This is a genomic window from Streptomyces cynarae (genome assembly GCF_025642135.1).
Taxonomy (GTDB): Bacteria; Actinomycetota; Actinomycetes; order Streptomycetales; family Streptomycetaceae; genus Streptomyces; species Streptomyces cynarae.
This window is the reverse complement of record NZ_CP106793.1, coordinates 7,736,845-7,758,011: the sequence shown is the minus strand read 5'-3', so window position 1 is coordinate 7,758,011 and position 21,167 is coordinate 7,736,845. Positions and strand designations below refer to the sequence as shown.

Here is a 21,167-nt window from a genome sequence, read left to right as displayed (position 1 = left end):
GCGCCGGACGTGGGGTGATCAACATCTGGAGCCCGAGAGGGGGCCTTGGGCGCGGGGAGCGCCCGAGGTTTCGGCGGGTTCCCGTGCGCCTCGAGAGTCTGGCGGGCGAGTCTGCTGCCGCCAGGGGGGTTGTTCAAGTAGCTCTGAAATAGCCGGGATGTGGGCGGGGGGCGGGGGCCTCCCGAGGGGAGGAACAGCACGGCGCGGGAGGCGGGGGCCTCCCGTGGGGGAGCAACAGTGTTGGGCGAACACGTCGAACCACTGGGGACCTGGGGGGTTCTGTGCGGCAAGGGGGACTTGTCAGCCCGTTTCCGTCGGCGCGCGGGCGTCTGGCGAACGGGGCAATCAGCCAGCCCGCGATTGCCTGGGAGCAGCGGTACAGACGTGCCGTGGTCACCAGCGATAGCGTGACCACCGCCTTCGTGGTGGCGGCGATCGGCAACTTTTTCGGGGCCCGGGACGCGGCCAACTGGCACGAGAAGTGGGGAATTCTCGCATTCGGCACCGAGCTGCTGGTGCTGGGAGCGCTGGCGGTGGGCCGGGCCTGGGCTCCGGCCGTGCTCGGCCAGGGCGCCGAGGAATTCCGAAGACTCGGACGCTCACTGTTCGCGGCGACCGTCGTACTGGCGCTCGGCGGGATAGCCCTGACCTCGCGCAACATCAAACTCTGGATCTTCGTCGCGATACCCGCGATCGCGCTCGTCACGATGACCGCGCGGTATCTGCTGCGCCTCTGGCTGCACAAACAGCGCAAGGAAGGCCGGTGCCTGAGACCGGTGCTCGCTGCCGGGAGCCCGGCCACCGTGCGCGACCTGATCACCAGAACCCGCAAGTTCCCGCACATCGGCTGGCGGGTGGAGGCGGTCTGCACGACGGACGGTCGCGGGCTCGACGGTGACGAACTGGACGGGGTGCCGGTCGTCGGTCAACTGGCGGACGTCGCCAAGCACGTCCGCCACGACGGCTACCGCGTCGTCGCGGTCACACCGGACCCGCACTGGACACCGGACCGGCTCCAGCGGCTGGCCTGGAACCTCGAGGGCAGCGACGCCGAAATGGTCGTGGCCCCCGTGCTGATGGAGGTGGCCGGCCCGCGGCTGCACGTCGACGCGGTGCTCGGGATCCCGCTGCTGCGGGTCAGTATGCCGACCTTCACCGGGGGCCGCCGGGCGATCAAAGCGGTCGTCGACCGGGTGGGCGCGGCGGTCCTGCTGGTGCTGTTCGCGCCGCTGATGGTGCTCGTCGGGCTGCTCGTGGCGGTGGACAGCCGGGGTGGGGTGTTCTACCGCCAGCGCAGGGTCGGCAAGGACGGCCGCGAGTTCACCATTCTCAAGTTCCGCACCATGGTCGCAGGGGCTCACGGGGCACGTGCGGAGCTGGCCGACCGCAACGAGGGCGCGGGCCTGCTGTTCAAGGTCCGCCGGGATCCGCGGGTGACCCGGGTGGGAGCAGTGCTGCGCCGGTACTCGCTCGACGAGCTCCCGCAGCTCTTCAACGTGCTCACCGGATCGATGTCCCTCGTCGGACCGCGGCCTCCGCTACCGGAGGAGTGTGCCGCGTACGACCCGGACATCCGGCGGCGGCTGCTGGTCAAGCCCGGGCTCACCGGCCTGTGGCAGATCAGCGGACGCAGCGATCTGCCGTGGGAGGAGGCGGTCCGCCTCGACCTGCGGTACGTGGAGGACTGGTCGCTCGCCCTGGACACAGTGATCTTGTGGAAGACGCTGCGTGCGGTGCTTCACGGGCAGGGGGCCTACTGATGCGCGGGGGTCGTCCGACCGGCGCGCGGACCGCAGGCCGAGGGGGCCTGCCTGGGGGGAGTGACGCGTCATGAGAGTCAGCGTTTTCGGGCTCGGTTACGTGGGCTGCGTGTCGGCCGCGTGCCTGGCCAGCATGGGCCACGAGGTCATCGGGGTGGACGTGAACCAGGTGAAGGTCGACCTGGTCAACGACGGCAAGGCCCCGGTGGTCGAGGAGCGGATCGGCGAGCTCATCGCCGAGGTGGTGCGGACCGGGGCGCTGCGCGCAACCGGCGACGTCCGCGAGGCGGTCATGGACAGCGAGGTGTCGCTGGTCTGCGTGGGCACACCGTCGGAGCCCAACGGCAGCCTGTGCACCACGTACTTGGAGCGGGTCACCGAGCAGATCGGCGCCGCGCTGGCCGAGCGGGGTGGGCGGCACACCGTCGTGTTCCGCAGCACCATGCTCCCGGGCACGTGTCTGAACCTGCTGGTGCCGATCCTGGAGAAGACCGTCGGCGGCACGGCCGGGGTGGACATCGGGGTCGCGGTCAACCCGGAGTTCCTGCGCGAGGGCACGAGCGTGCGGGACTTCTTCGACCCGCCCAAGACCGTCATCGGCGAGCTCGACCCGTCGAGCGGTGACGCGGTGATGGCGCTGTACGACGGCTTGCCCGGTGAGGTGTTCCGGGTGCCGGTCCCGACGGCCGAGGCGATCAAGTACGCGGACAACGCGTTCCACGGCCTCAAGATCGGCTTCGCGAACGAGCTGGGCGCGGTGTGCCAGGCGCTCGGGGTGGACTCGCACCAGGTGATGGACGTGTTCCTGGCCGACCGCAAGCTGAACATCAGCCCCGCCTATCTGCGGCCCGGCTTCGCCTTCGGCGGCTCCTGCCTGCCCAAGGACCTGCGCAGCCTGGTCCACGCGGCGCAGCGGGCCGATGTCTCGGTGCCCATCCTCTCCCACGTACTGCCCTCCAACTCCGACCATCTGCAACGCGCGGTGGAGCTGGTCGAGCGCACCGGCAAGCGCCGGGTGGGCCTGTTCGGGCTGTCCTTCAAACCCGGCACCGACGACCTCCGCGAGAGCCCGCTCGTCGAACTGGCGGAGAGGCTTCACGGCAAGGGGTACGACCTGCGGATCCACGACGCCAACGTGAGCCTCTCCCGGCTGCTCGGCGCGAACCGCGAGTACATCGAGATGCGGCTGCCGCACCTCGCGCAGCTGCTCGCGGACTCCGTCGACGAGGTGCTCGAACATGCCGAGGTGTGCCTGGTCGGGACCAGGGACCCGGCCGTCCTTGCGGCGCTGCCGCATGGGGACGGCCCGGTGATCGTCGACCTCATCCGCCTTCCCGACGCCGAGGCGCGCCGGACCGAACCGGGATACATGGGCCTTGCTTGGTAACGCAATCAGCGGCGGCGGGTCGGACCGGCGCGCGCTGATCCTGGTGGAGAACCTGTCGGTGCCGTTCGACCGGCGGGTGTGGCAGGAGTGCACGACGCTGCGCGACGCGGGCTGGACGGTGCACGTCATCTGTCCCCAGGGGAGCAAGCGGGACACGGAGCCGGAGGCGGAGATCGACGGGGTGCGGATCCACCGCTACCCGTTGCGCGCGGCCACGGGAGGACCGGCCGGCTACCTGAGGGAGTACGGGTCGGCGCTGTGGCACACGGCCCGGCTGGCCCGCAAAGTCGGTCCGGTCGACGTGGTCCACGCCTGCAACCCGCCCGACCTGCTGTTCCTGCCGGCACTGTGGCTGAAGCGGCGCGGCGCGCGGTTCGTCTTCGACCAGCACGACCTGGTGCCCGAGCTGTACCTCTCCCGGTTCGACCGCGGCAAGGATCTGCTCTACCGCGCCGTGTGCGCGCTGGAACGGTGGACCTACCGGGCCGCGGACGTCGTGATCGCCACGAACGAGAGCTACCGGGACGTCGCGGTGCGCCGTGGCGGTCGGCGGCCGCAGGACGTCTTCGTGGTGCGCAGCGCACCAGCGATCGACCGGTTCCAACCGGTGCCGCCCGAGCCGGAGTTGAAGCGCGGCAAGCCTCATCTGCTGTGCTACCTCGGTGTCATGGGCCCGCAGGACGGCGTCGACTACGCCTTGCGCGCCCTCGCGAAGCTGCGCGACGAGTTCGGGCGGACCGACTGGCACGCGGTGTTCGTCGGAGCCGGCGACGCCTTCGACGCGATGGTGGAGCTGTCCCGGCGGCTCGGGCTCACGGAGCAGGTGCAGTTCACCGGGCGCATTCCGGACGCCGACCTGGTGCGCTACCTGTCCACCGCGGACGTGTGCCTCTCCCCCGACCCGCGCAATCCGCTCAACGACGTGTCGACCATGAACAAGGTCCTGGAGTACATGGCGATGGGCCGGCCGATCGTCTCGTTCGACCTGAAGGAGGCGCGGGTCTCCGCCGGTGACGCCGCCGTCTACGCGCCCGCCAACGACGAGGCCGAATTCGCCAAGCACATCACGGTGTTGCTGGACGATCCGGAGAAACGGGCGCGGATGGGCGAGATCGGCCAGGAGCGGATCAGCGGGGAGCTTTCCTGGCGGAACTCGCAAGCGTCGCTCCTCGCCGCCTACGCCGCAGCGAGCCGCGATCGAACTCCGGAGTCGGCGGACGACCCGATCCGCACAAGGAAGAGGCAGCGGCGTTGAACGAAGACACGATCCGCCTAGTCACGATCGGGCGGATACTACGCCGGCGTTGGCGACTGCTCGCCGTCCTCGCCGTGCTGGGCGCACTCGTGGGCTACGGCACTTCCGTGGTGGTGTTCCCGGCGCGATACACCGCGTCGGCACCGGTACTGCTGCCGGGACAGTGGGAGGAGCGCGAGCTGCTCACCCAGGTGGACATCGCCACCAGTTCGGCGGTGCTCGACCGCACGGCCGCCGCTCTCCACTGGTCCGGCGTCAGCGGCACCGAGCTGGAGCATCGAGTGACCGCCAAGGCCGCCGACGGGAACATCATCAAGATCTCGGGTACGGCCGACACCCCGGAGCGCGCACAGCAGCTCTCCGACCAGGTGGCCCGGCAGTTCGTCGCCTTCGCAGCAGGGGTCGCGGGCGGCAGCACCGACACCGAGGCGGCCTCGGGGACCGAGGCGCTGCGGAAGAAGGTGGCGGAGACCAACCGCCGCATCACCGACCTGGCCAAGGCGGCCGATCCGGGACAGACCGTGGAGAGCGTGCAGGCCCGCACCGAGCTCGAGCAGCTGCGCACCTCGCTCGAGGAGGCCATGCAGAAGCTGGACGAGGCCGACCCTGCGAACAACAAGGCGGGCATGGTCGTCATGGGTCCGGCCCCCAGGCCGACCGGCGAGGCGCCGCCCACGAGGCTGCAGCTCGTCCTCGGCGGAGCAGTGCTGTTCTTCCTGCTCGCGCTCATCGGCCATCTCGTCGCGGCGCGGATGAACCGCCGACTGCGCACCGAACCGGAGATCGCCGCGGCGCTGGGCTCGACCCTCCTCGGCACCGTCGACGTGCCCACTGAACAGCCGGTGCACCGGCCGGAGGACGGGGGCCCGCGAGCCCGGATCCGCCGCCTCCTCGGCATCGACGCACGGTGGGACATACCCGTCCCACAGCAGTCCGTTGACCAGGCCGGCAGTCGGCTCCGCTACCGGCGGGTGTGCGCTCGCCTGAAGGAGCGACTGCCGGGAGCCCAGCGGCTGCTGGTCGTCGTACCGGACGGCGACGAGATCGCCCGCCGGGCCGCGGGGCAACTCGTCGCCGAGGCCAAGAACGGTCTGCAGCTGCGCGTGGTCGAGGTTTCGGTGGACCGGCCGACAGTGCCGGACCGCGACACCGAGTCCGGCGCCCTGGTCGTCCTCAGCGCGGGCAGCTGGACCGCGGAGGAGCTCGCCGGCATCGCCGAGGCGTGTGCGGACGGCAGGCACGAGGTCGTCGGCATCGTCGTCGCCGGCATGGTCCTGGCCCGCCCCACGCGGTCCGCCGGCCAGCTTCCCGACGACGCCACCCTGACGCTCGCGGTGCCCGGCCACGGAACGGGAGGTTCAGCGTGACGACGAGCACGACTTCGGAGTCGACGGCCGCCGCCCCGCTCCTTGACCTGCAGGCACTGGTGGTGGCGGTGCGCAGGCGCCGGCGCCTGTGGTGCGCCATGGCGCTGGTGGGCCTGCTGATCGGCTCGGCGGTGGCGATCCTGATGCCGCCGCCCCCGAGCGCGGTGACCAAGGTGCTGGTCGCGCACGCGGAGGACCAGCCGAACGACCCCGGAACGCTGATCCGCACCGACGTCGCGCTGCTGCAGACCACGCGGATCGCCGACGCGGCGCTCAAGGCCCTCAAGTCCCCGGAAAAACCGGAGACCTTCATGCGGGACTACAGCGGCGTCGGTCTGACCAACAATCTGCTGCAGATCAATGTGACGGGTGCCAGCGACGCGGAGGCGGAGGCCCGCGCCAAGGCGCTGGCCGACGCGTTCGTCGCGGACCATGTGCGGCGGATTCGGGAAACCTCGAACGCCGAGGCCAAGGCCCTGCTCAACCAGCGCGACCGACTGCGGGACGAACTCGCCCAGGTCAACAAGGCGATCGGAGACGGATCGACGACGAGCGGGGCCAAGACGTCGGCGAATCTGGAGTCGCTCTTCGCCCGCCGGGCCGACCTCACCTCGAAGATCACCGATTTCGGCGAGCGCGCCGCGGAGGCGAGCGTCGGCACGCCCCAGCTCATCGCCGGCACACAGATCGTGGACGCCCCGCACGCGGTGCGACACTCCCTGCCCAAGGCCGCCGCCACCGACGCCGCGATCGGGCTCGTACTCGGACTCGTCCTCGGGCTCGCGGTGGCCGCGGTCGGCGCGGTGGTGGCGGACCGGCCCGTGCTGCGCCGGGAGATCGCGGTGAACCTCGGCGCCTCGGTCATCGCGGAGCTCCCCGCGCGGTCGCCCAGGCTGTGGCGCCGTCGACGGAACAGGACGGCACGCGAACGCCTCACCGGGTCCCTGGCACGCACCGTGCGCGACTCCGCGGAACCGGTGTCGCTGCTGGAACTGGGCTGTGCGCGCAGCGCGAGCGTGATCGCACTGGATCTCGCCCGGGCGCTGGCGACGGAGGGGCCGGTGGTCGTCATCGACGGTCTGCCCGGCTCGCAGCTCTCCGGCCGCCGCCCGAAGTCAGGAGACCCGACCGTGGTGAGCGGGGAACGTGCCGCGAGCGTGTCGCATCAGGAGCGCCCGCTCGGCGTCGGCTCGGTGGCGCCCGGCACGGCGTGGACCGACCTCCAGTTCCTCGGCACTCGGACCGTGCTCGTCGTGCGTGCCGGGCACGGCAGCGCCGCATGGCTGCACACCGTGGCGCGGCAGCTCGCCGACCAGCGCATCACGGTGATCGGTGTGGTGCTGATCGACCCCGATCCGCGCGACCGGACCGACGGCACGCTGTGGGACGGGCTGCACACCGCTCTGCGCGGCCAGAACGACCGGACGGCCCGGCAGAACGGTGGGGGTACCTCCCACGCCGTCAAGGCAGTGGGAGAGGGCCGGCATCGGACTGAGCGCCAGCCGATGTGGGCGACACGGGTCCCGGACAGCGAGCAGGAGGTGCGGTAGGACATGTGTGGCATCGCAGGCACTTACCGATGGCCGGACGGGAAGGCCGTCACCGACCGGCTCACCGAGACACTCGCCCACCGCGGCCCGGACGGGGCGGGCCGGTACGGCCATCCCGCCGGTGACGGCGAAGTGCAGCTCGGGCACCGCCGGCTGGCCATCATCGACCTGTCCGAGACCGGCGCCCAGCCGATGGTCTCGGACGGCCTCGCCCTGACGTACAACGGCGAGCTGTACAACGCGCCCGAACTGCGTGCCGAGCTGACAGCAGCCGGCGTGCGGTTCCGCGGTACCTCCGACACCGAGGTGCTCCTCGAGGCCTGGCGGCGCTGGGGCACGGACTGCCTCCCGCGGCTGCGCGGCATGTTCGCGTTCGGCGTCTTCGACGAGCGGACCGGCGAGCTGGTGCTCGTCCGCGACCAGCTCGGCATCAAGCCGCTGTTCCTGCTCCGCCGCGGCGAGGGCCTGGCGTTCGCCTCCGAGCTCAAGGCGCTCGCCGGCGCGACCGGCGGATCGCTGGAGGTGGACCACGCGGCGCTGGTGGCCTCGCTGCTGTACTACTGGGTGCCGGACTCACGGTGCGCGTTCCGCGAGGCGGAGAAGCTGCCGCCCGGGAGCTGGCTGCGGTGCCGGCCCGACGGCCGCATCGAGCGGGGCCGGTTCTGGAACCTGAAGGACGTGGCCGCCGAGGGCCGGGAGCGGGCCCGGGCCGGCGAGCAGCCGGACCTGGCCGAAGTCGTCGAGGAGTCGACCCGGCGCCACCTGCTCTCCGACGTGCCCGTCGCGACCTTCCTCTCCGGCGGCCTCGACTCCAGCTACCTGACCGCTCTGGCGGCTCGCCACCAGCCCGGGATCTCCGCCTACACGATCGGGTTCCGCGCCGAGGACGCCAAGTTCGAGGCGATGCCGGACGACCTGCGCTACGCCCGGCAGGTGGCCGAGCGGTTCGGCGTCGACCTGCACGAGATCGAGATCGCCCCGAACGTGCTCGACCTGCTGCCGCAGATGACGTACCACCTGGACGAGCCGATCGGTGACCCCGCCGCGATCAACACGTTCCTGATCTGCACGGCCGCCCGGGAGGCCGGGGTCAAGGTGATGCTCTCGGGGATGGGCGCCGACGAGCTGTTCGCCGGGTACCGCAAGCACCTGGCCAACCTGCTCGCGCTGCGCTACCAGCGCGTCCCGCGGCCCCTGCGGCGCGGTGTGTCCGCGGCCGTGGACCGGCTGCCGGTCGCCACGTCCCGCCGGGGGCTCAGGTCGGTGCGCTTCGCCAAGCGGTTCCTCTCCTTCGCCGATCTGCCGGAGGAGACCGCGTTCCGGCGCAGCTACACCATGTACGACCAGGACGAACTGCTCGCCCTGATCGATCCGGACCTGGCCGGCACGGTCGACGATGTCCTGACCGAACACGCGGACGTCTATGCGGACAACGACCTCGACGACTTCGTCAACCGCATGTGCCTGGGCGACGCCCGGATGTTCCTGCCGGGCCTGAACCTCACGTACACGGACCGCTCCAGCATGGCCGCGTCGACCGAGGTGCGGGTTCCGTACGTGGATGTCGAGGTGGTCAGGGCGGCGTTCGCCGTGCCCGGCGACCGAAAGATCGTCGGACGGCAGGGCAAGGCGGTCCTCAAGGAGGCGGCCACCTCGATCCTGCCCCGGGAGATCGTGTACCGGCCCAAGGGCCTGTTCAGCGCCCCGCTGCGCGCCTGGATGAGCCGGGATCTGGCCCCGCTGGTGCGCGAGGTGGTCAACGACGGCGAGCTCGTCCGCTCCGGGTTCCTGCGCCGCGACGCGCTGGCGCGGATGGTCGCCGAGGACGCCGCCGGGCAGCAGGACTTCTCCAAGCATCTGTGGCATGTGCTGACCCTCGAGTACTGGTATCGCGACGCGACCTCTGGGTCCGGCCAGAGCACTCGGCAAACGGCTTAGGAATCAGGGGAGTTCCGGTGAAACAGGTTGTACAGAACTACAAGAGCGGCGAGCTGGCGGTGCTCGACGTGCCGGTGCCGGGGTGCAAGCCGGGCGGTGTGCTGGTCCGCAGCGCCTACTCGCTGATCTCCACGGGGACCGAGCTCATGAAGGTGTCCGAGGCCGGCATGTCGATGCTGGGCAAGGCCCGCTCCCGGCCCGACCAGGTGGCCAAGGTCATGCAGAGCGTGGCCACCAACGGCGTGCCCGCCACGTACCGCAAGGTGATGGGCAAGCTGGACTCCTACACGCCGCTGGGCTACTCGCTGTGCGGGGTGGTCGAGCAGGTCGGCGCCGGCATCGACGACGTGAAGGTCGGCGACCTCGTGGCCTGCGCCGGCAACGAGCACGCGCTGCACGCCGAGCTGAACTGGGTGCCGAAGAACCTCTACTCCCCCGTCCCCGACGGCCTCGCGCCGCGGCACGCGGCCTTCGGCACCGTGGGGTCGATCGCGCTGCAGGGCGTCCGCCAGGGCGAGCCGCAGCTCGGCGAGGTGGCGCTGGTCATCGGACTCGGGCTGATCGGGCAGCTGGTGGTGCAGCTCCTCGCCGCCTCGGGAGTCCGCGTCGTCGGCGCCGACCCCGACCCGGCGCGCTGCGAACTCGCCGAGCGCCTGGGCGCCGCGGCCTGCGGCGATCCGGCGTCCGCGGCCGTGGAGACCGCCGTCGCCGAACTCACCGGCGGCCTGGGCGTGGACCAGGTGTACCTGGCCGCCGGCGGCGGCAGCAACCAGCCCGTCGAGCTGGCCGCCAAGCTCTGCCGGGACCGCGGCCGGGTCGTCGACATCGGCAAGTGCCGCCTGGACCTGCCGTGGAACGCGTACTACGAGAAGGAACTCGACGTCCGGTTCTCGCGTTCGTACGGGCCCGGTCGCTACGACCCGTCGTACGAGCTGGAGGGGCGCGACTACCCGATCGGCTACGTGCGCTGGACCGAGCGCCGCAACCTGGCGTGCTTCCTCGACCTCCTCGCCCGCGGCAGCGTCGACGTCGAACCCCTGATCTCCCACATCGCCGACTTCGACGACGCCGTCGAGACGTACCAGCGCCTGAAGGACGGCGAACTGAAGGCCGTGGCCGTGCTGTTCCAGTACCCCGAACACACGACGGAAGCGGCGGAACCGGCGGCTGTGTCGGTGGCCGTGCCCGTCGTGAAGGTGCGGCCCGGTCCGGCCCGGCTCGCCAAGTCGCCCGTGCGGCTGGCGTTCGTCGGCGCGGGCAACTACGCGACGTCGATGCTGCTGCCGCACCTGGCACAGCGCGAGGGTGTGGAGTTGTCGACGGTCGTCACGACGACGGCCCTGTCCGCGGCCAACGCGCAGCGGAAGTTCGGCTTCGCCGAGGCGACCACCGACCTCGACGCCGTGCTCGGCGACAAGTCCGTCGACGCGGTGTTCGTGGTCACCCGGCACAGCTCGCATGCCGAACTGACCCGGAAGGCGCTGCTCGCCGGCAAGACCGTGTTCGTGGAGAAGCCCCTCGCCCTCACCGAGGAGGAGCTGGCCGGCGTGCTCGCGGCGGTGGAGGAGTCCGGCAACGACCGGCTGCAGGTGGGCTTCAACCGCCGGTTCGCGCCGCTGCTGCAGGAGGCCAGGCAGCGGTTCGGCACCCGGACCGGCCCGGCCAACCTCCGCTACCTGGTCAACGCGGGACGCCTCGACCACGGCAGCTGGTACCTCCAACAGGGCTCCGAGGGCTCGCGGTTCGTGGGCGAGGGCGGGCACTTCATCGACACGGCGAGCTGGCTGCTCGACGCCGACCCCGTGTCCGTGTACGCGACCGCTCCGTCGGGCAACGAGGACCTGCAGATCGTGCTGCGCTACCCGGACGGGTCCACCGCCACCATCAGCTACGTCACCTCCGGCCCGTCCGGCTTCCCGAAGGAGACGCTGGACCTGATCGCGGACGGCCGTGCGCTGCGGCTCGACGACTTCGTGCGTGCCTCGGTGTACGCCCGCAAGCGGTGGGTCAGTTCGCGGCTGCCCAAGGCCCGGGACAAGGGTCAGAACGCCGAGCTGGCCGCGTTCGTCAAGGCCGTGCGGACCGGCGGGCCGATGCCGGTCCCGCTGGAGTCGCTGGTCACCACCACGGCGGCCACCCTCGCGGTGCAGGCCGGTCTGGCGAGCGGCGCCCCGGTGACGCTGGCGAGGGCGCGATGACCATGAGCGCGGGCTGGTACCTGCGGCGGCTGTCCCGGATGGGACCGCAGGAGGTCGCGGGCCGGGTGGGCGACGCGGTGCGCCGGCGTCGGTGGCGGTCGGCGCCGCCCGACTGCCCGAGCGTGACCGGCGCCCGGTTCACCGCGGTCCTGCCGGCCGGGACGATCGCCGCCCTGCCTCCCGACGCCGTGAAACGCCTCGTCGCCGAGGCGGACCGGCTCATGGACGGGCACGCCGAGTACTTCGGCGTGGTCCGCGACGACCTGACCGACCCGGACTGGTGGCTCGACCCGAAGACCGGTCGCCGGGCTCCCGCGGGCTACGCGTTCGACGTGCCGTACCGGAGCGAGGACGCGGTAGGGGACATCAAGCAGATCTGGGAGCCGTCCCGGCACCAGTACCTGACCCGGCTCGCCGCCGCCTACGCGATCACTGAGGACGAGCGGTACGCCGAGCGCGTGGCCGAGCACCTGAGGTCGTGGTGGGCGGCCAACCCGCCGCTGCGCGGCGTCCACTGGATCAGCGGCATCGAGCTGGGCATCCGGCTGCTGTCCTGGGTGTGGATCCGCCGGCTGCTGGACGGCTGGTCCGGCGCGGCCGGTCTGTTCGAGGCCAACCCGGTGGCGTTGAACCAGATCTGGCACCACCAGCGTTGGCTGGCCGCCTTCCCCAGCCGGGGGTCTTCGGCGAACAACCACGTCATCGCCGAGGCCGCCGGTCAGTTCGCCGCGGCCTGCGCGTTCGACTGGTTCCCCTCGTCGGGCCGTTGGCGGGCCGACGCGCTGCGGTCGCTGGACCGGCACCTGCGCGGCAACACCTACGTTTCCGGCATCAACCGTGAGCTGGCCACCGAGTACCACGGACTCGTCCTCGAACTCGGGCTGGCCGCGTTGGCCGAGGCCGATGCCGCCGGCGTACCGGTCCCCGCGTCGATCCGCCTGGTGCTGCTGCGCATGACCGACGCGCTCGCGGCCATCGTGGACAACCGGCTCCGGCCGCCGCGTCAGGGGGACGCGGACGACGGGTACGGTCTGGTCGTGGACGGCGCGGGCACCGACCGCTGGGGCTCGCTGCTGGCCACCGGGGACGCCGTGTTCGGCCGGCTCGCCTGGTGGCCGGCGGTAACCGGCACCGACGTGCGCACCCCGCTGCTGGCCGCGCTCATCGAACGCACTGAACCGTCGGTGCGCCGCCCGGCGGAGCGGCCGGCGCACTTCGCCGATGCGGGCATGACCATCCTGCGCGGCCCGGAGGAGATCTGGTGCCGCTGCGACGGTGGCCCGCACGGCTTCCTGTCCATCGCCGCGCATGCCCACGCGGACGCGCTGTCCGTGGAGGTCCGGCACGACGGGGTCGACGTGCTCGCCGACCCGGGGACGTACTGCTACCACGGGCAGCCCGAGTGGCGGCAGTACTTCCGGTCGACCCTCGGCCACAACACCCTGCAGCTGGACGGCGGTGACCAGTCCGTCTCCGGCGGCCCGTTCCTGTGGACCCGGCATGCCGAGAGCCGTGTCCTGACCGTGGACACATCCGGCGAGGACGTGACCCGCTGGTGTGCCGAGCACGACGGCTACGAGGGTTCCGTGCACCGCCGCCGGGTGGAGCTGACGGCCGCGCGCCGGGAGCTGCGGGTGATCGACGAGGTCCGCGGCCAGTACAGTCCGCGCCGGGCCGTACGCCTGGCGTTCCACCTTGGCCCGGCGATCACCGCGGACCTGGTGGGGAACCGGGCACAGCTCACCTGGACCAGGGACGGCGAAGACCGTTCCGCGGTGCTCGACCTGCCCGGGCAGTTGTCCTGGCAGGCGTATCGCGGCGAGACGGATCCCGTGCTGGGCTGGTACTCCGCCGGATTCGGGCGCAAGGAACCCGCCACCACACTGGTCGGTTCCGGCTTCACCGACGGCGCGGAGGGCTTCACCACCGTGCTCGGGTTCCGCGGCTAGGAGGGCGCGTGGGGATCAAGACGCGGCCGTGGGCGCCGGCGGTGGCACCGCTGGTGCTCGTCCTGCTGGTGGCGACGGGCTGTGACAGTACGCCGCACGCGGCGCGTGCGAAGCCGACCGCCGTGCCCACCACGTCCGGGGCGCGGTCCACATCCATGGCCCGGGTGTGTGCCAATCCCGCGGCCGGGCCGACCAAGGCGCCTGCGGGCGCGGTGACGGTCGACCCCGCGGTGGTCGGCGACCTGGCGGCGAAGACCAAGAGCAGTCCCCCGCACACCACGTTCTGGCTCCGACCGGGCAAGCACAGGCTCGACCCGGACCGCTACGCCCAGGTCATCCCCAAGGAGGGCGACAGCTACCTCGGCGCGCCGGGTGCGGTGCTCGACGGCCGGAAGAAGAACCAGTACGCGTTCGCCGGTACCGCCCGCGACGTGTCCATCCGCTACCTGACGGTGCAGGGCTTCGACCCCCCGCAGAACGAGGGCGTGGTCAACCACGACTCCGCCGACGGCTGGGTGATCGAGCACACGACGATCCAGAACAACTCCGGCGCCGGGCTGATGGCCGGTGCCCGTCAGCAGGTCCGTGCCGACTGCCTGCGCGACAACGGCCAGTACGGCATGAACGCGTACAAGGCCGGCGGCCGTATCACGGACCTGGTGGTCGAGGGCAACGAGATCGTGGGCAACAACACCGGCGACTGGGAACGGCGGCAGTCGGGCTGCGGCTGCACCGGAGGCATCAAATTCTGGGCCGTCGACGGCGCCGACGTACGCGGCAACTGGGTGCACGACAACCGCGGAACGGGGTTGTGGGCGGACACCAACAACAACGACTTCCTCATCGAGAACAACGTGATCGAGGCCAACGACGGTGCCGCACTGATCTACGAAATCAGCTACAACGCGGTCATCCGGAACAACACGATCCGGCGGAACAACTGGGTCGAGGGCCGTGCGGCGGCCGACCGCGGCGACAGCTTCCCGTTCGCGACCATCTACCTGTCGGAGTCCGGCGGCGAACCACGGATCAAGGCCCGCACCAGCGAGATCGAGATCTACCGGAACGTGCTGGAGAACAACTGGTCCGGGATCACCCTGTGGGAGAACGCCGACCGGTTCTGCAACAGCCCCGCCAACACCTCGTCCGGCGACTGCACGTTGCTGGTGAAGAACACCAAGCGCTGCGCCCAGCCGGCGATCGCCAAGGCCCCGCTCTACTCGGACTGCCGGTGGAAGACCCAGCGGGTGGACATCCACGACAACCGCTTCGTGCTGGACAAGTCCGTCATCAAGTGCACGGAGAAGTGCGACCGCATGGCGGTGCTGTCCAACTACGGCACCTATCCCGACTGGTCGCCGTACAAGGGAGAGCGCGTGGCCGAGGCGATCACCAGCAAGCAGCACAACCGCTGGCACGACAACGTCTACGCCGGCCCGTGGAAGTTCGTCGCCTACGACCCGAGCCGAGTGCTCGACCTCGGGCAGTGGCAGGGCACGCCGTACCAGCAGGACGCGGGCAGCACCTTCAGCGCAGGGAACGGTGGCTGAGATGGGCGCGGACCGCACACCGAAGATCGTCGGGACCGTCTGGGGACTGCTGATCCTCAACACCCTCGGCTCCGCCGGCGCGAAGACCATCGTCCCGCTCCCCCGCTCCCTCATCCAGATGGTCACCATGGGCGCGCTGGTCGCCGCGTTCGCGCTGGCGCTCCTGGTCAATCTCCGGCTGCGCGTCCGAGCCAGCTCCTACGTGTTCCTGCTCACCCTGCTGCTGGTGGCGAGCGTGATCTCGAGCGCGAACCTGGAGTCCGGGTTCGGCGCGCTGTTCCGCTGCTTCCGGCTGGCTCTCTTCGTCGGCACGCTGTGGCTGCTCACCCGCTGGTGGGACGGCGGCATGACGTTCGTCCGGCACCACATCCGCATGTACTTCGCGGTGCTCGGGTCGGTGGCCGCCGGCCTGGTCGTCTCACCGGGCGCGGCCCTGCCCGACCTCTACGGCGGACGCCTTGTCGGCGCGTTGTGGCCGCTCACACCGCCGCAGATCGGACAGTACGCCGCGGTGATCATCGGACTCACCGTGCTGCTCGTACTGGGCCGCCGGACCGACAGGGTCAGCGCGGCGGTGATCATCATTCCGTCCCTCGTCCTGCTCGCGCTGACCCATACCCGGACGGCCACGCTCGGCCTGATCATCGGGCTGGCGTTGGCGATCGGCTCGCTCCTCCTCACCAGCGCCGCGGCCCGCCGCTTCTTCACCTGGGCGGTGCTGTGCGTCACGGTGGCCGCGGTGGGGTTCGCCTCCCTGCTCCAGGCGTGGTTCCTGCGCGGCCAGAGCAAGGAGAACTTCTCCAGCCTCACCGGTCGGGCCAAGGTCTGGGACGCACTGCTGGCGGCGCCTCGGACGACCGGGGAGCAATTGTTCGGCGTGGGCCTGGGCGACAAGTCGTTCGGCGGGCTGCCGATCGACGACAGCTGGCTGGCCGTCTACAACGAGCAGGGCCTGATCGGCGTCTCCCTCGTCGCGGCGTTCCTCATCGTGCTGGGCGGCGTCGCGTTGCTGCGGCCGCCGTCGCTGTCGAGGGCCTGCGCGATCTTCCTGATCAGCTACTGCGCGATCGCGTCGTACACCGAGGCCGGTCTTGGCGACGCCTCGCCGTATCTGCTGCATCTGGCCCTGGCCGCCTCACTGCTCGCGGCACCTGCCGCGGCCACCGACCTCTCGACGCCCGAAGTCCCTCGACAACGCATCCCGCTACGGACCCGCAGATCGGAGGTGACCTGAGCATGCACATCCTCGTGGTGCACAACCGCTACGCCTCGGCACAGCCGAGCGGGGAGAACAAGGTCGTCGACCAGGAGGTGGCGCTGCTGCGCGAAGCCGGCCACCGGGTCGAGGTGTTCGAACGGCGCAGCGACGACATCGCCGCCCGGTCCCTCCTCGGCAAGGTCGCGGTGCCACTCCTTGTGCCGTGGAATCCGGCGGTCCGCACGGAGCTCGCCGCCCGGCTGCGCAGCGAGCGGCCGGACGTGGTGCACGTCCACAACGTCTTCCCGCTCCTGTCGCCCGCGGTCCTTGCCGCCTGCGCCGACGCCGGCGTGCCCGCCGTCGCCACCCTGCACAACTACACCCAGGTCTGCCCGCCCGGCACGCTGCAGCGGGACGGCCGGCCGTGCACCGAGTGCGTCGGATCGGCGGTACCGCTGCCCGCCGTGCGGCACGGCTGCTACCGCAACTCCCGCCTTGCCACGGTGCCGCTCGCGGTCAGCCTGTCGGCCAACCGGCGGCGCTGGTGGTCCGGCGTGGAGCGGTTCTTCTGCATCTCCGCGGCGCAGCGCGACACCCTGGTGCGGGCCGGCATGCCGGCCGAGCGGCTGGCGGTGAAGCACAACTTCGTACCCGACCCGGGCGTCTGCCGAGAGGGCGACGGAGAGCATCTGCTCTATCTCGGCCGGCTCGCGGAGGCCAAGGGCGTGCGGCTGCTCATGGCCGCGTGGGACGAGATCGCGGCGAGCGGCGGGGTGGGAGTACCGCTCGTCATCGCCGGCGCGGGGCCGCTGGAGCCGGAGGTGACCGCCTGGGCGGCGGGCCGGGACGACGTGCGCTACGTCGGCCTGTTGGACACAGCGGAGTGCCGGAAGGCCGTCGCGCGGTCGGTCGCCGTGGTCGCTCCCTCGACCTGGCTGGAGGCGTTCGGCCTGGTGGTCGTGGAGGCGATGGCGGCCGGGGTCCCGACCGTCGCCGCCGGTCACGGCGCCTTCGTCGAACTCGTCGAGGACGGGGTCACCGGGCTGCTGCACCGGCCGGGCGAGTCCGCCTCGCTCGCGTCCTGCATACGCCGGATCGCGACCGGACCGGACCGCAACCGGGAGATGGGCCAGGCGGCCCGGATCCGTTACGAACAGGGTTTCAGCCCGTCGGTCGGCCTCGACCGCCTGGTTGATGAGTACCGCACCGCGATCGCGGGTCGGTCAGCACTGGCTCGCGGCGGGGACACCCGCGCGAGCAGGGGGGATGGGGACAGCAGATGACACGATGCCGACTCTGCGGCTCGGAAGCGATGGCGAGCGTCGTCGATCTCGGGGCGACGCCACCATGTGAGAGCTTTCTCGCCGCGGACCAACTGGACCAGCCGGAGCCCGCGTACCCGCTGCACCTTCGGGTCTGCACCAACTGCTGGCTGGCGCAGATCCCGCCGCTGATCAAGCCGGAGGAGACGTTCAGCGAGTACGCGTACTTCTCCTCCTACTCGACCTCTTGGGTGGAGCACGCGCGCACCTTCGTCGCCGACGCCGTACAACGGGTGGGTCTCGGCCCCGACGCCTTCGTGGTCGAGGTCGCGAGCAACGACGGGTACCTGCTGAGGCACGTGGTGGACCGGGGGATCCGCTGCCTGGGCATCGAGCCGTCGGTGAACGTCGGTGCCGCGGCCCGGGACGCGGGTGTGCCCACGCTCACTGAGTTCCTGAGCCCGGACACCGGTGCCGCCGTCCGCGCCGATCACGGCCCGGCGGAGCTGGTCGTGGCCAACAACGTGTACGCGCACATCCCCGACGTCGTCGGGTTCACCCAGGGGCTGCGCGCCCTGGTCGCCGACGACGGCTGGGTCTCCATCGAGGTGCAGCACCTGCTGACCCTGATCGAGGAGAACCAGTACGACACGATCTACCACGAGCACTTCCAGTACTACACGGTCGCCTCCGCGATCCGGGCGCTTGCGAGCGGCGGACTCGCGCTCGTGGACGTCGAGTTGCTGCCCACGCACGGCGGCTCCATCCGGCTGTGGGCACGGCCCGCCGAGGTGGCCGGCGAGCCGACGCAGCGGGTGGCAGACGTGCTGGCCCGGGAGAAGTCCGCCGGGCTCCAGGAGCTGTCCGGATACACCGAGTTCTCCGCCCGGGTGGCCAAGGTGCGCCGGGATCTCCTCAAGTTCCTCATCGAGGCGGCCGAGCGCGGCGAGACGGTCGTCGGCTACGGCGCCCCGGGCAAGGGCAACACCCTGCTCAACCACTGCGGTATCCGGCCCGACCTGCTCCCGTACACCGTCGACCGCAACCCCTACAAGCACGGAAGGTTCACCCCGGGCACCCGCATCCCGATCCTGCCGCCCGAGCAGATCGCCGCCGACAGACCGGACTACGTCCTCGTCCTCCCGTGGAACCTGCGGGCCGAGCTGGTCGAGCAGCTGTCCTTCGTGCACGACTGGGGCGGCCGACTGGTCTTCCCCATCCCGGCTCTGAGCATTGTCGAGGTCAAGCGATGAAGGTCGTTCTGTTCTGCGGCGGTTACGGGATGCGGATGCGCAACGGCGCCTCCGACGACGTGCCCAAGCCGATGGCGATGGTCGGCCCCAGGCCGCTGATCTGGCACGTCATGCGTTACTACGCGCACTTCGGGCACAAGGAGTTCATCCTGTGCCTCGGCTACGGGGCCCACCACATCAAGGACTTCTTCCTCAACTACGAGGAGACGACGTCCAACGACTTCGTACTGCGGGGCGGGCGGACCGAGCTGCTGTCCACCGACATAGCCGACTGGACGATCACGTTCGCGCAGACCGGCATCGAGTCACCGATCGGGGAGCGGCTGCGCCGGGTCCGGCACCACCTGGACGGCGACGAGATGTTCCTCGCCAACTACGCCGACGTGCTCACCGACGCCCCGCTGCCGGAGATGATCGAGAAGTTCGCGCAGCGCGACGCTGGTGCGTCGATGATGGTGGTGCCGCCCCAGTCGTCGTTCCACTGCGTGGAGTTGGGCGAGGACGGCCTGGTGGGGGGCATCACCGCGGTGAGCGAACTGCCGCTGTGGGAGAACGGCGGCTACTTCGTGCTCCGCCAGGAGGTCTTCGACCACATCCCGGAGAACGGGGACCTGGTCGCCGACGGATGCGCCCAACTGGCCAAGCGCGGACGGCTGGTGGCGCACCAGCACCGCGGCTTCTGGAAGCCGACCGACACCGTGAAGGAGCGGGCCGCGCTCGACGAGGCCTACGCCCGGGGAGACCGTCCGTGGGCCGTGTGGGAACGGGACGGCGCGGGGGCGAACGCCGGAATGAGGACCGCATGATCCAGCTCGGCGCCGAGCGCCTGGACCGGATCGTCGCAGTGGGCGCGCACTGCGACGACATCGCCATCGGCGCCGGAGGCACATTGCTGACGCTGTGTCACGCACGGCCGGGTCTCCGCGTCGACGCTCTGGTGCTCTCCGGCGGCGGCAGCGAACGCGAGCAGGAGGAGCAGGCCGCGCTCGCCGCCTTCTGCCCGGGTGCCGACCTGCGGCTGACCGTGCACAAGCTGCCGGACGGCCGGCTGCCCGTGCACTGGGACGAGGCCAAGGCCGCGGTCGAGGAACTGCGTGCGCAGACCGACCCGGATCTGATCCTGGCCCCGCGCACCGACGACGCGCACCAGGACCATCGCGGCCTGGCGAAGTTGATACCGACCGCGTTCCGCGACCACCTGGTCCTCGGCTACGAGATCGTCAAATGGGACGGCGACCTCGGCCGTCCGGCCGCGTACCAGCCGCTGTCGCCGGAGATCGCCGAAGAAAAGGTGCGGCTGCTGCAGGAGCACTACCCCTCGCAGCGGCGCCGGCCCTGGTACGACCGCGAAGCCTTCCTCGGGCTGGCACGGATCCGCGGCATCGAATGCCACGAGCGATACGCCGAGGCGTTCGCCGTCACCAAATTCAAGCTCAACCTGGGGGGTTGAACCAATGCGCGTACTACTGACCGGGCACCAGGGCTATCTGGGCACCGTGATGGCCCCGGTCCTCGCCGCCGCCGGACACGAAGTCGTCGGCCTGGACTCCGGCCTGTTCGCCCACTCCGTCCTCGGCGAGACGCCCGCGGACCCGCAGGGGCACCGGGTGGACCTGCGCGACGTCACGGCCGAGCACGTGGCCGGGGTGGACGCCGTGATCCACCTGGCCGCCCTGTCCAACGACCCGCTGGGATCGCTGGCGCCGGAGCTCACCTACGACATCAACCACCACGCGTCCGTACGGCTGGCCCGGCTGGCCCGCGACGCCGGAGTGCGGCGCTTCCTGTACGCGTCGACCTGCTCGGTCTACGGCGCCGCCGGCGGCCACGACCTGGTGGGCGAGGACGCCCCGCTGCGCCCGGTGACGCCGTACGCGGAGTCCAAGGTGCGGGTGGAGGACGACCTGCACGCGCTGGCCGACGGCGACTTCACCCCGGTGTACATGCGCAACGCCACCGCCTTCGGCTACTCGCCCCGGCTGCGCGCCGACATCGTGCTGAACAACCTGGTGGGCCACGCGCTCCTGTCCGGCGAGGTCCTCGTGCTCTCCGACGGCACCCCCTGGCGCCCGCTGGTGCACGCCGCCGACATCGCCCGGGCCTTCACGGCCGCGCTGAGCGCGCCGCGCGATGCGGTGCACGACCGGGCGTTCAACATCGGCAGCGAGACCAACAACGTCACGGTCGCCGAGATCGCCGAGCAGGTCGCCGAGGCGGTGCCCGGCGCGAAGGTGCGGATCACCGGGGAGAACGGGGCCGACCCGCGCTCCTACCGGGTGGACTTCTCCCGGTTCCGCGCCGCGATCCCCGGCTTCGACTGCGAGTGGACGGTGAAGCAGGGGGCACTCGAACTCGCCGACGCCTACAGGAAGTTCGGGCTGACCAAGGAGGACTTCGAGCAGCGCTTCACCCGGCTCGCCGTGCTGCGCGCGGCGTCCGAGGCCGGCACTGTCGACGACACCCTGCGGTGGCGCCGATGACCACGGCCGGCGAACAGCCG

At 71.1% G+C, this 21,167-nt stretch carries 15 protein-coding genes; all 15 read left to right on the top strand.

The features are described from left to right. The first annotated feature begins 281 nt into the window (after positions 1–281). The 15 genes from N8I84_RS34945 (at position 282) to N8I84_RS34875 (ending at position 21,147) form a co-directional block, all read left to right on the top strand. Positions 282–1,760 (top strand): sugar transferase, encoded by a 1,479-nt coding sequence (locus N8I84_RS34945; protein WP_263233472.1) that lies wholly within the window; start codon positions 282–284, stop codon positions 1,758–1,760. A gap of 70 nt (positions 1,761–1,830) precedes the next feature. Continuing rightward, positions 1,831–3,147 (top strand): nucleotide sugar dehydrogenase, encoded by a 1,317-nt coding sequence (locus N8I84_RS34940; protein WP_263233471.1) that lies wholly within the window; start codon positions 1,831–1,833, stop codon positions 3,145–3,147. Further along, entirely contained in the window at positions 3,137–4,402 is a 1,266-nt protein-coding gene (locus N8I84_RS34935) for a glycosyltransferase family 4 protein (RefSeq protein ID WP_263233470.1), read from the top strand. The genes N8I84_RS34940 and N8I84_RS34935 overlap by 11 nt, the downstream gene beginning before the upstream one ends. Next, complete coding sequence (locus N8I84_RS34930; protein ID WP_263233469.1) at positions 4,399–5,769, top strand: Wzz/FepE/Etk N-terminal domain-containing protein; 1,371 nt, start codon at positions 4,399–4,401, stop codon at positions 5,767–5,769. Before N8I84_RS34935 ends, N8I84_RS34930 begins: the two co-directional genes overlap by 4 nt. After that, positions 5,766–7,319, top strand: coding sequence for a Wzz/FepE/Etk N-terminal domain-containing protein (locus N8I84_RS34925; RefSeq protein WP_263233468.1), 1,554 nt, complete (start codon positions 5,766–5,768; stop codon positions 7,317–7,319). The genes N8I84_RS34930 and N8I84_RS34925 overlap by 4 nt, the downstream gene beginning before the upstream one ends. A 3-nt stretch (positions 7,320–7,322) precedes the next feature. Beyond that, complete coding sequence (gene asnB / locus N8I84_RS34920) at positions 7,323–9,257, top strand: asparagine synthase (glutamine-hydrolyzing) (protein ID WP_263233467.1); 1,935 nt, start codon at positions 7,323–7,325, stop codon at positions 9,255–9,257. Positions 9,258–9,274: 17 nt separating this feature from the next. Next, positions 9,275–11,455 (top strand): bi-domain-containing oxidoreductase, encoded by a 2,181-nt coding sequence (locus tag N8I84_RS34915; protein ID WP_263233466.1) that lies wholly within the window; start codon positions 9,275–9,277, stop codon positions 11,453–11,455. Continuing rightward, positions 11,452–13,404, top strand: coding sequence for an alginate lyase family protein (locus tag N8I84_RS34910; RefSeq protein ID WP_263233465.1), 1,953 nt, complete (start codon positions 11,452–11,454; stop codon positions 13,402–13,404). Before N8I84_RS34915 ends, N8I84_RS34910 begins: the two co-directional genes overlap by 4 nt. An 8-nt stretch (positions 13,405–13,412) precedes the next feature. Continuing rightward, positions 13,413–14,954 carry a right-handed parallel beta-helix repeat-containing protein gene (locus N8I84_RS34905; RefSeq protein WP_263233464.1) on the top strand — a complete coding sequence of 514 codons (1,542 nt, stop codon included), beginning with the start codon at positions 13,413–13,415 and terminating at the stop codon, positions 14,952–14,954. Position 14,955: 1 nt separating this feature from the next. Continuing rightward, on the top strand, positions 14,956–16,188 hold the full coding sequence (locus tag N8I84_RS34900; RefSeq protein WP_263234985.1) for an O-antigen ligase domain-containing protein: 1,233 nt from the start codon (positions 14,956–14,958) through the stop codon (positions 16,186–16,188). Positions 16,189–16,190: 2 nt separating this feature from the next. After that, the gene (locus N8I84_RS34895) at positions 16,191–17,435 is read left to right on the top strand and encodes a glycosyltransferase (protein WP_263233463.1); all 1,245 of its coding nucleotides are present in this window, start codon (positions 16,191–16,193) and stop codon (positions 17,433–17,435) included. Next, positions 17,432–18,667: a class I SAM-dependent methyltransferase gene (locus tag N8I84_RS34890; protein WP_263233462.1), complete on the top strand. Its 1,236-nt coding sequence runs from the start codon at positions 17,432–17,434 to the stop codon at positions 18,665–18,667. The genes N8I84_RS34895 and N8I84_RS34890 overlap by 4 nt, the downstream gene beginning before the upstream one ends. After that, positions 18,664–19,473 (top strand): sugar phosphate nucleotidyltransferase, encoded by an 810-nt coding sequence (locus tag N8I84_RS34885; RefSeq protein WP_263233461.1) that lies wholly within the window; start codon positions 18,664–18,666, stop codon positions 19,471–19,473. Before N8I84_RS34890 ends, N8I84_RS34885 begins: the two co-directional genes overlap by 4 nt. Continuing rightward, a complete protein-coding gene (locus N8I84_RS34880) occupies positions 19,470–20,117 on the top strand; it encodes a PIG-L deacetylase family protein (RefSeq protein WP_263233460.1) in 648 nt (215 codons plus the stop codon). The genes N8I84_RS34885 and N8I84_RS34880 overlap by 4 nt, the downstream gene beginning before the upstream one ends. Positions 20,118–20,121: 4 nt before the next feature. Beyond that, positions 20,122–21,147, top strand: coding sequence for an NAD-dependent epimerase/dehydratase family protein (locus N8I84_RS34875; RefSeq protein WP_263233459.1), 1,026 nt, complete (start codon positions 20,122–20,124; stop codon positions 21,145–21,147). Positions 21,148–21,167: the final 20 nt, after the last annotated feature.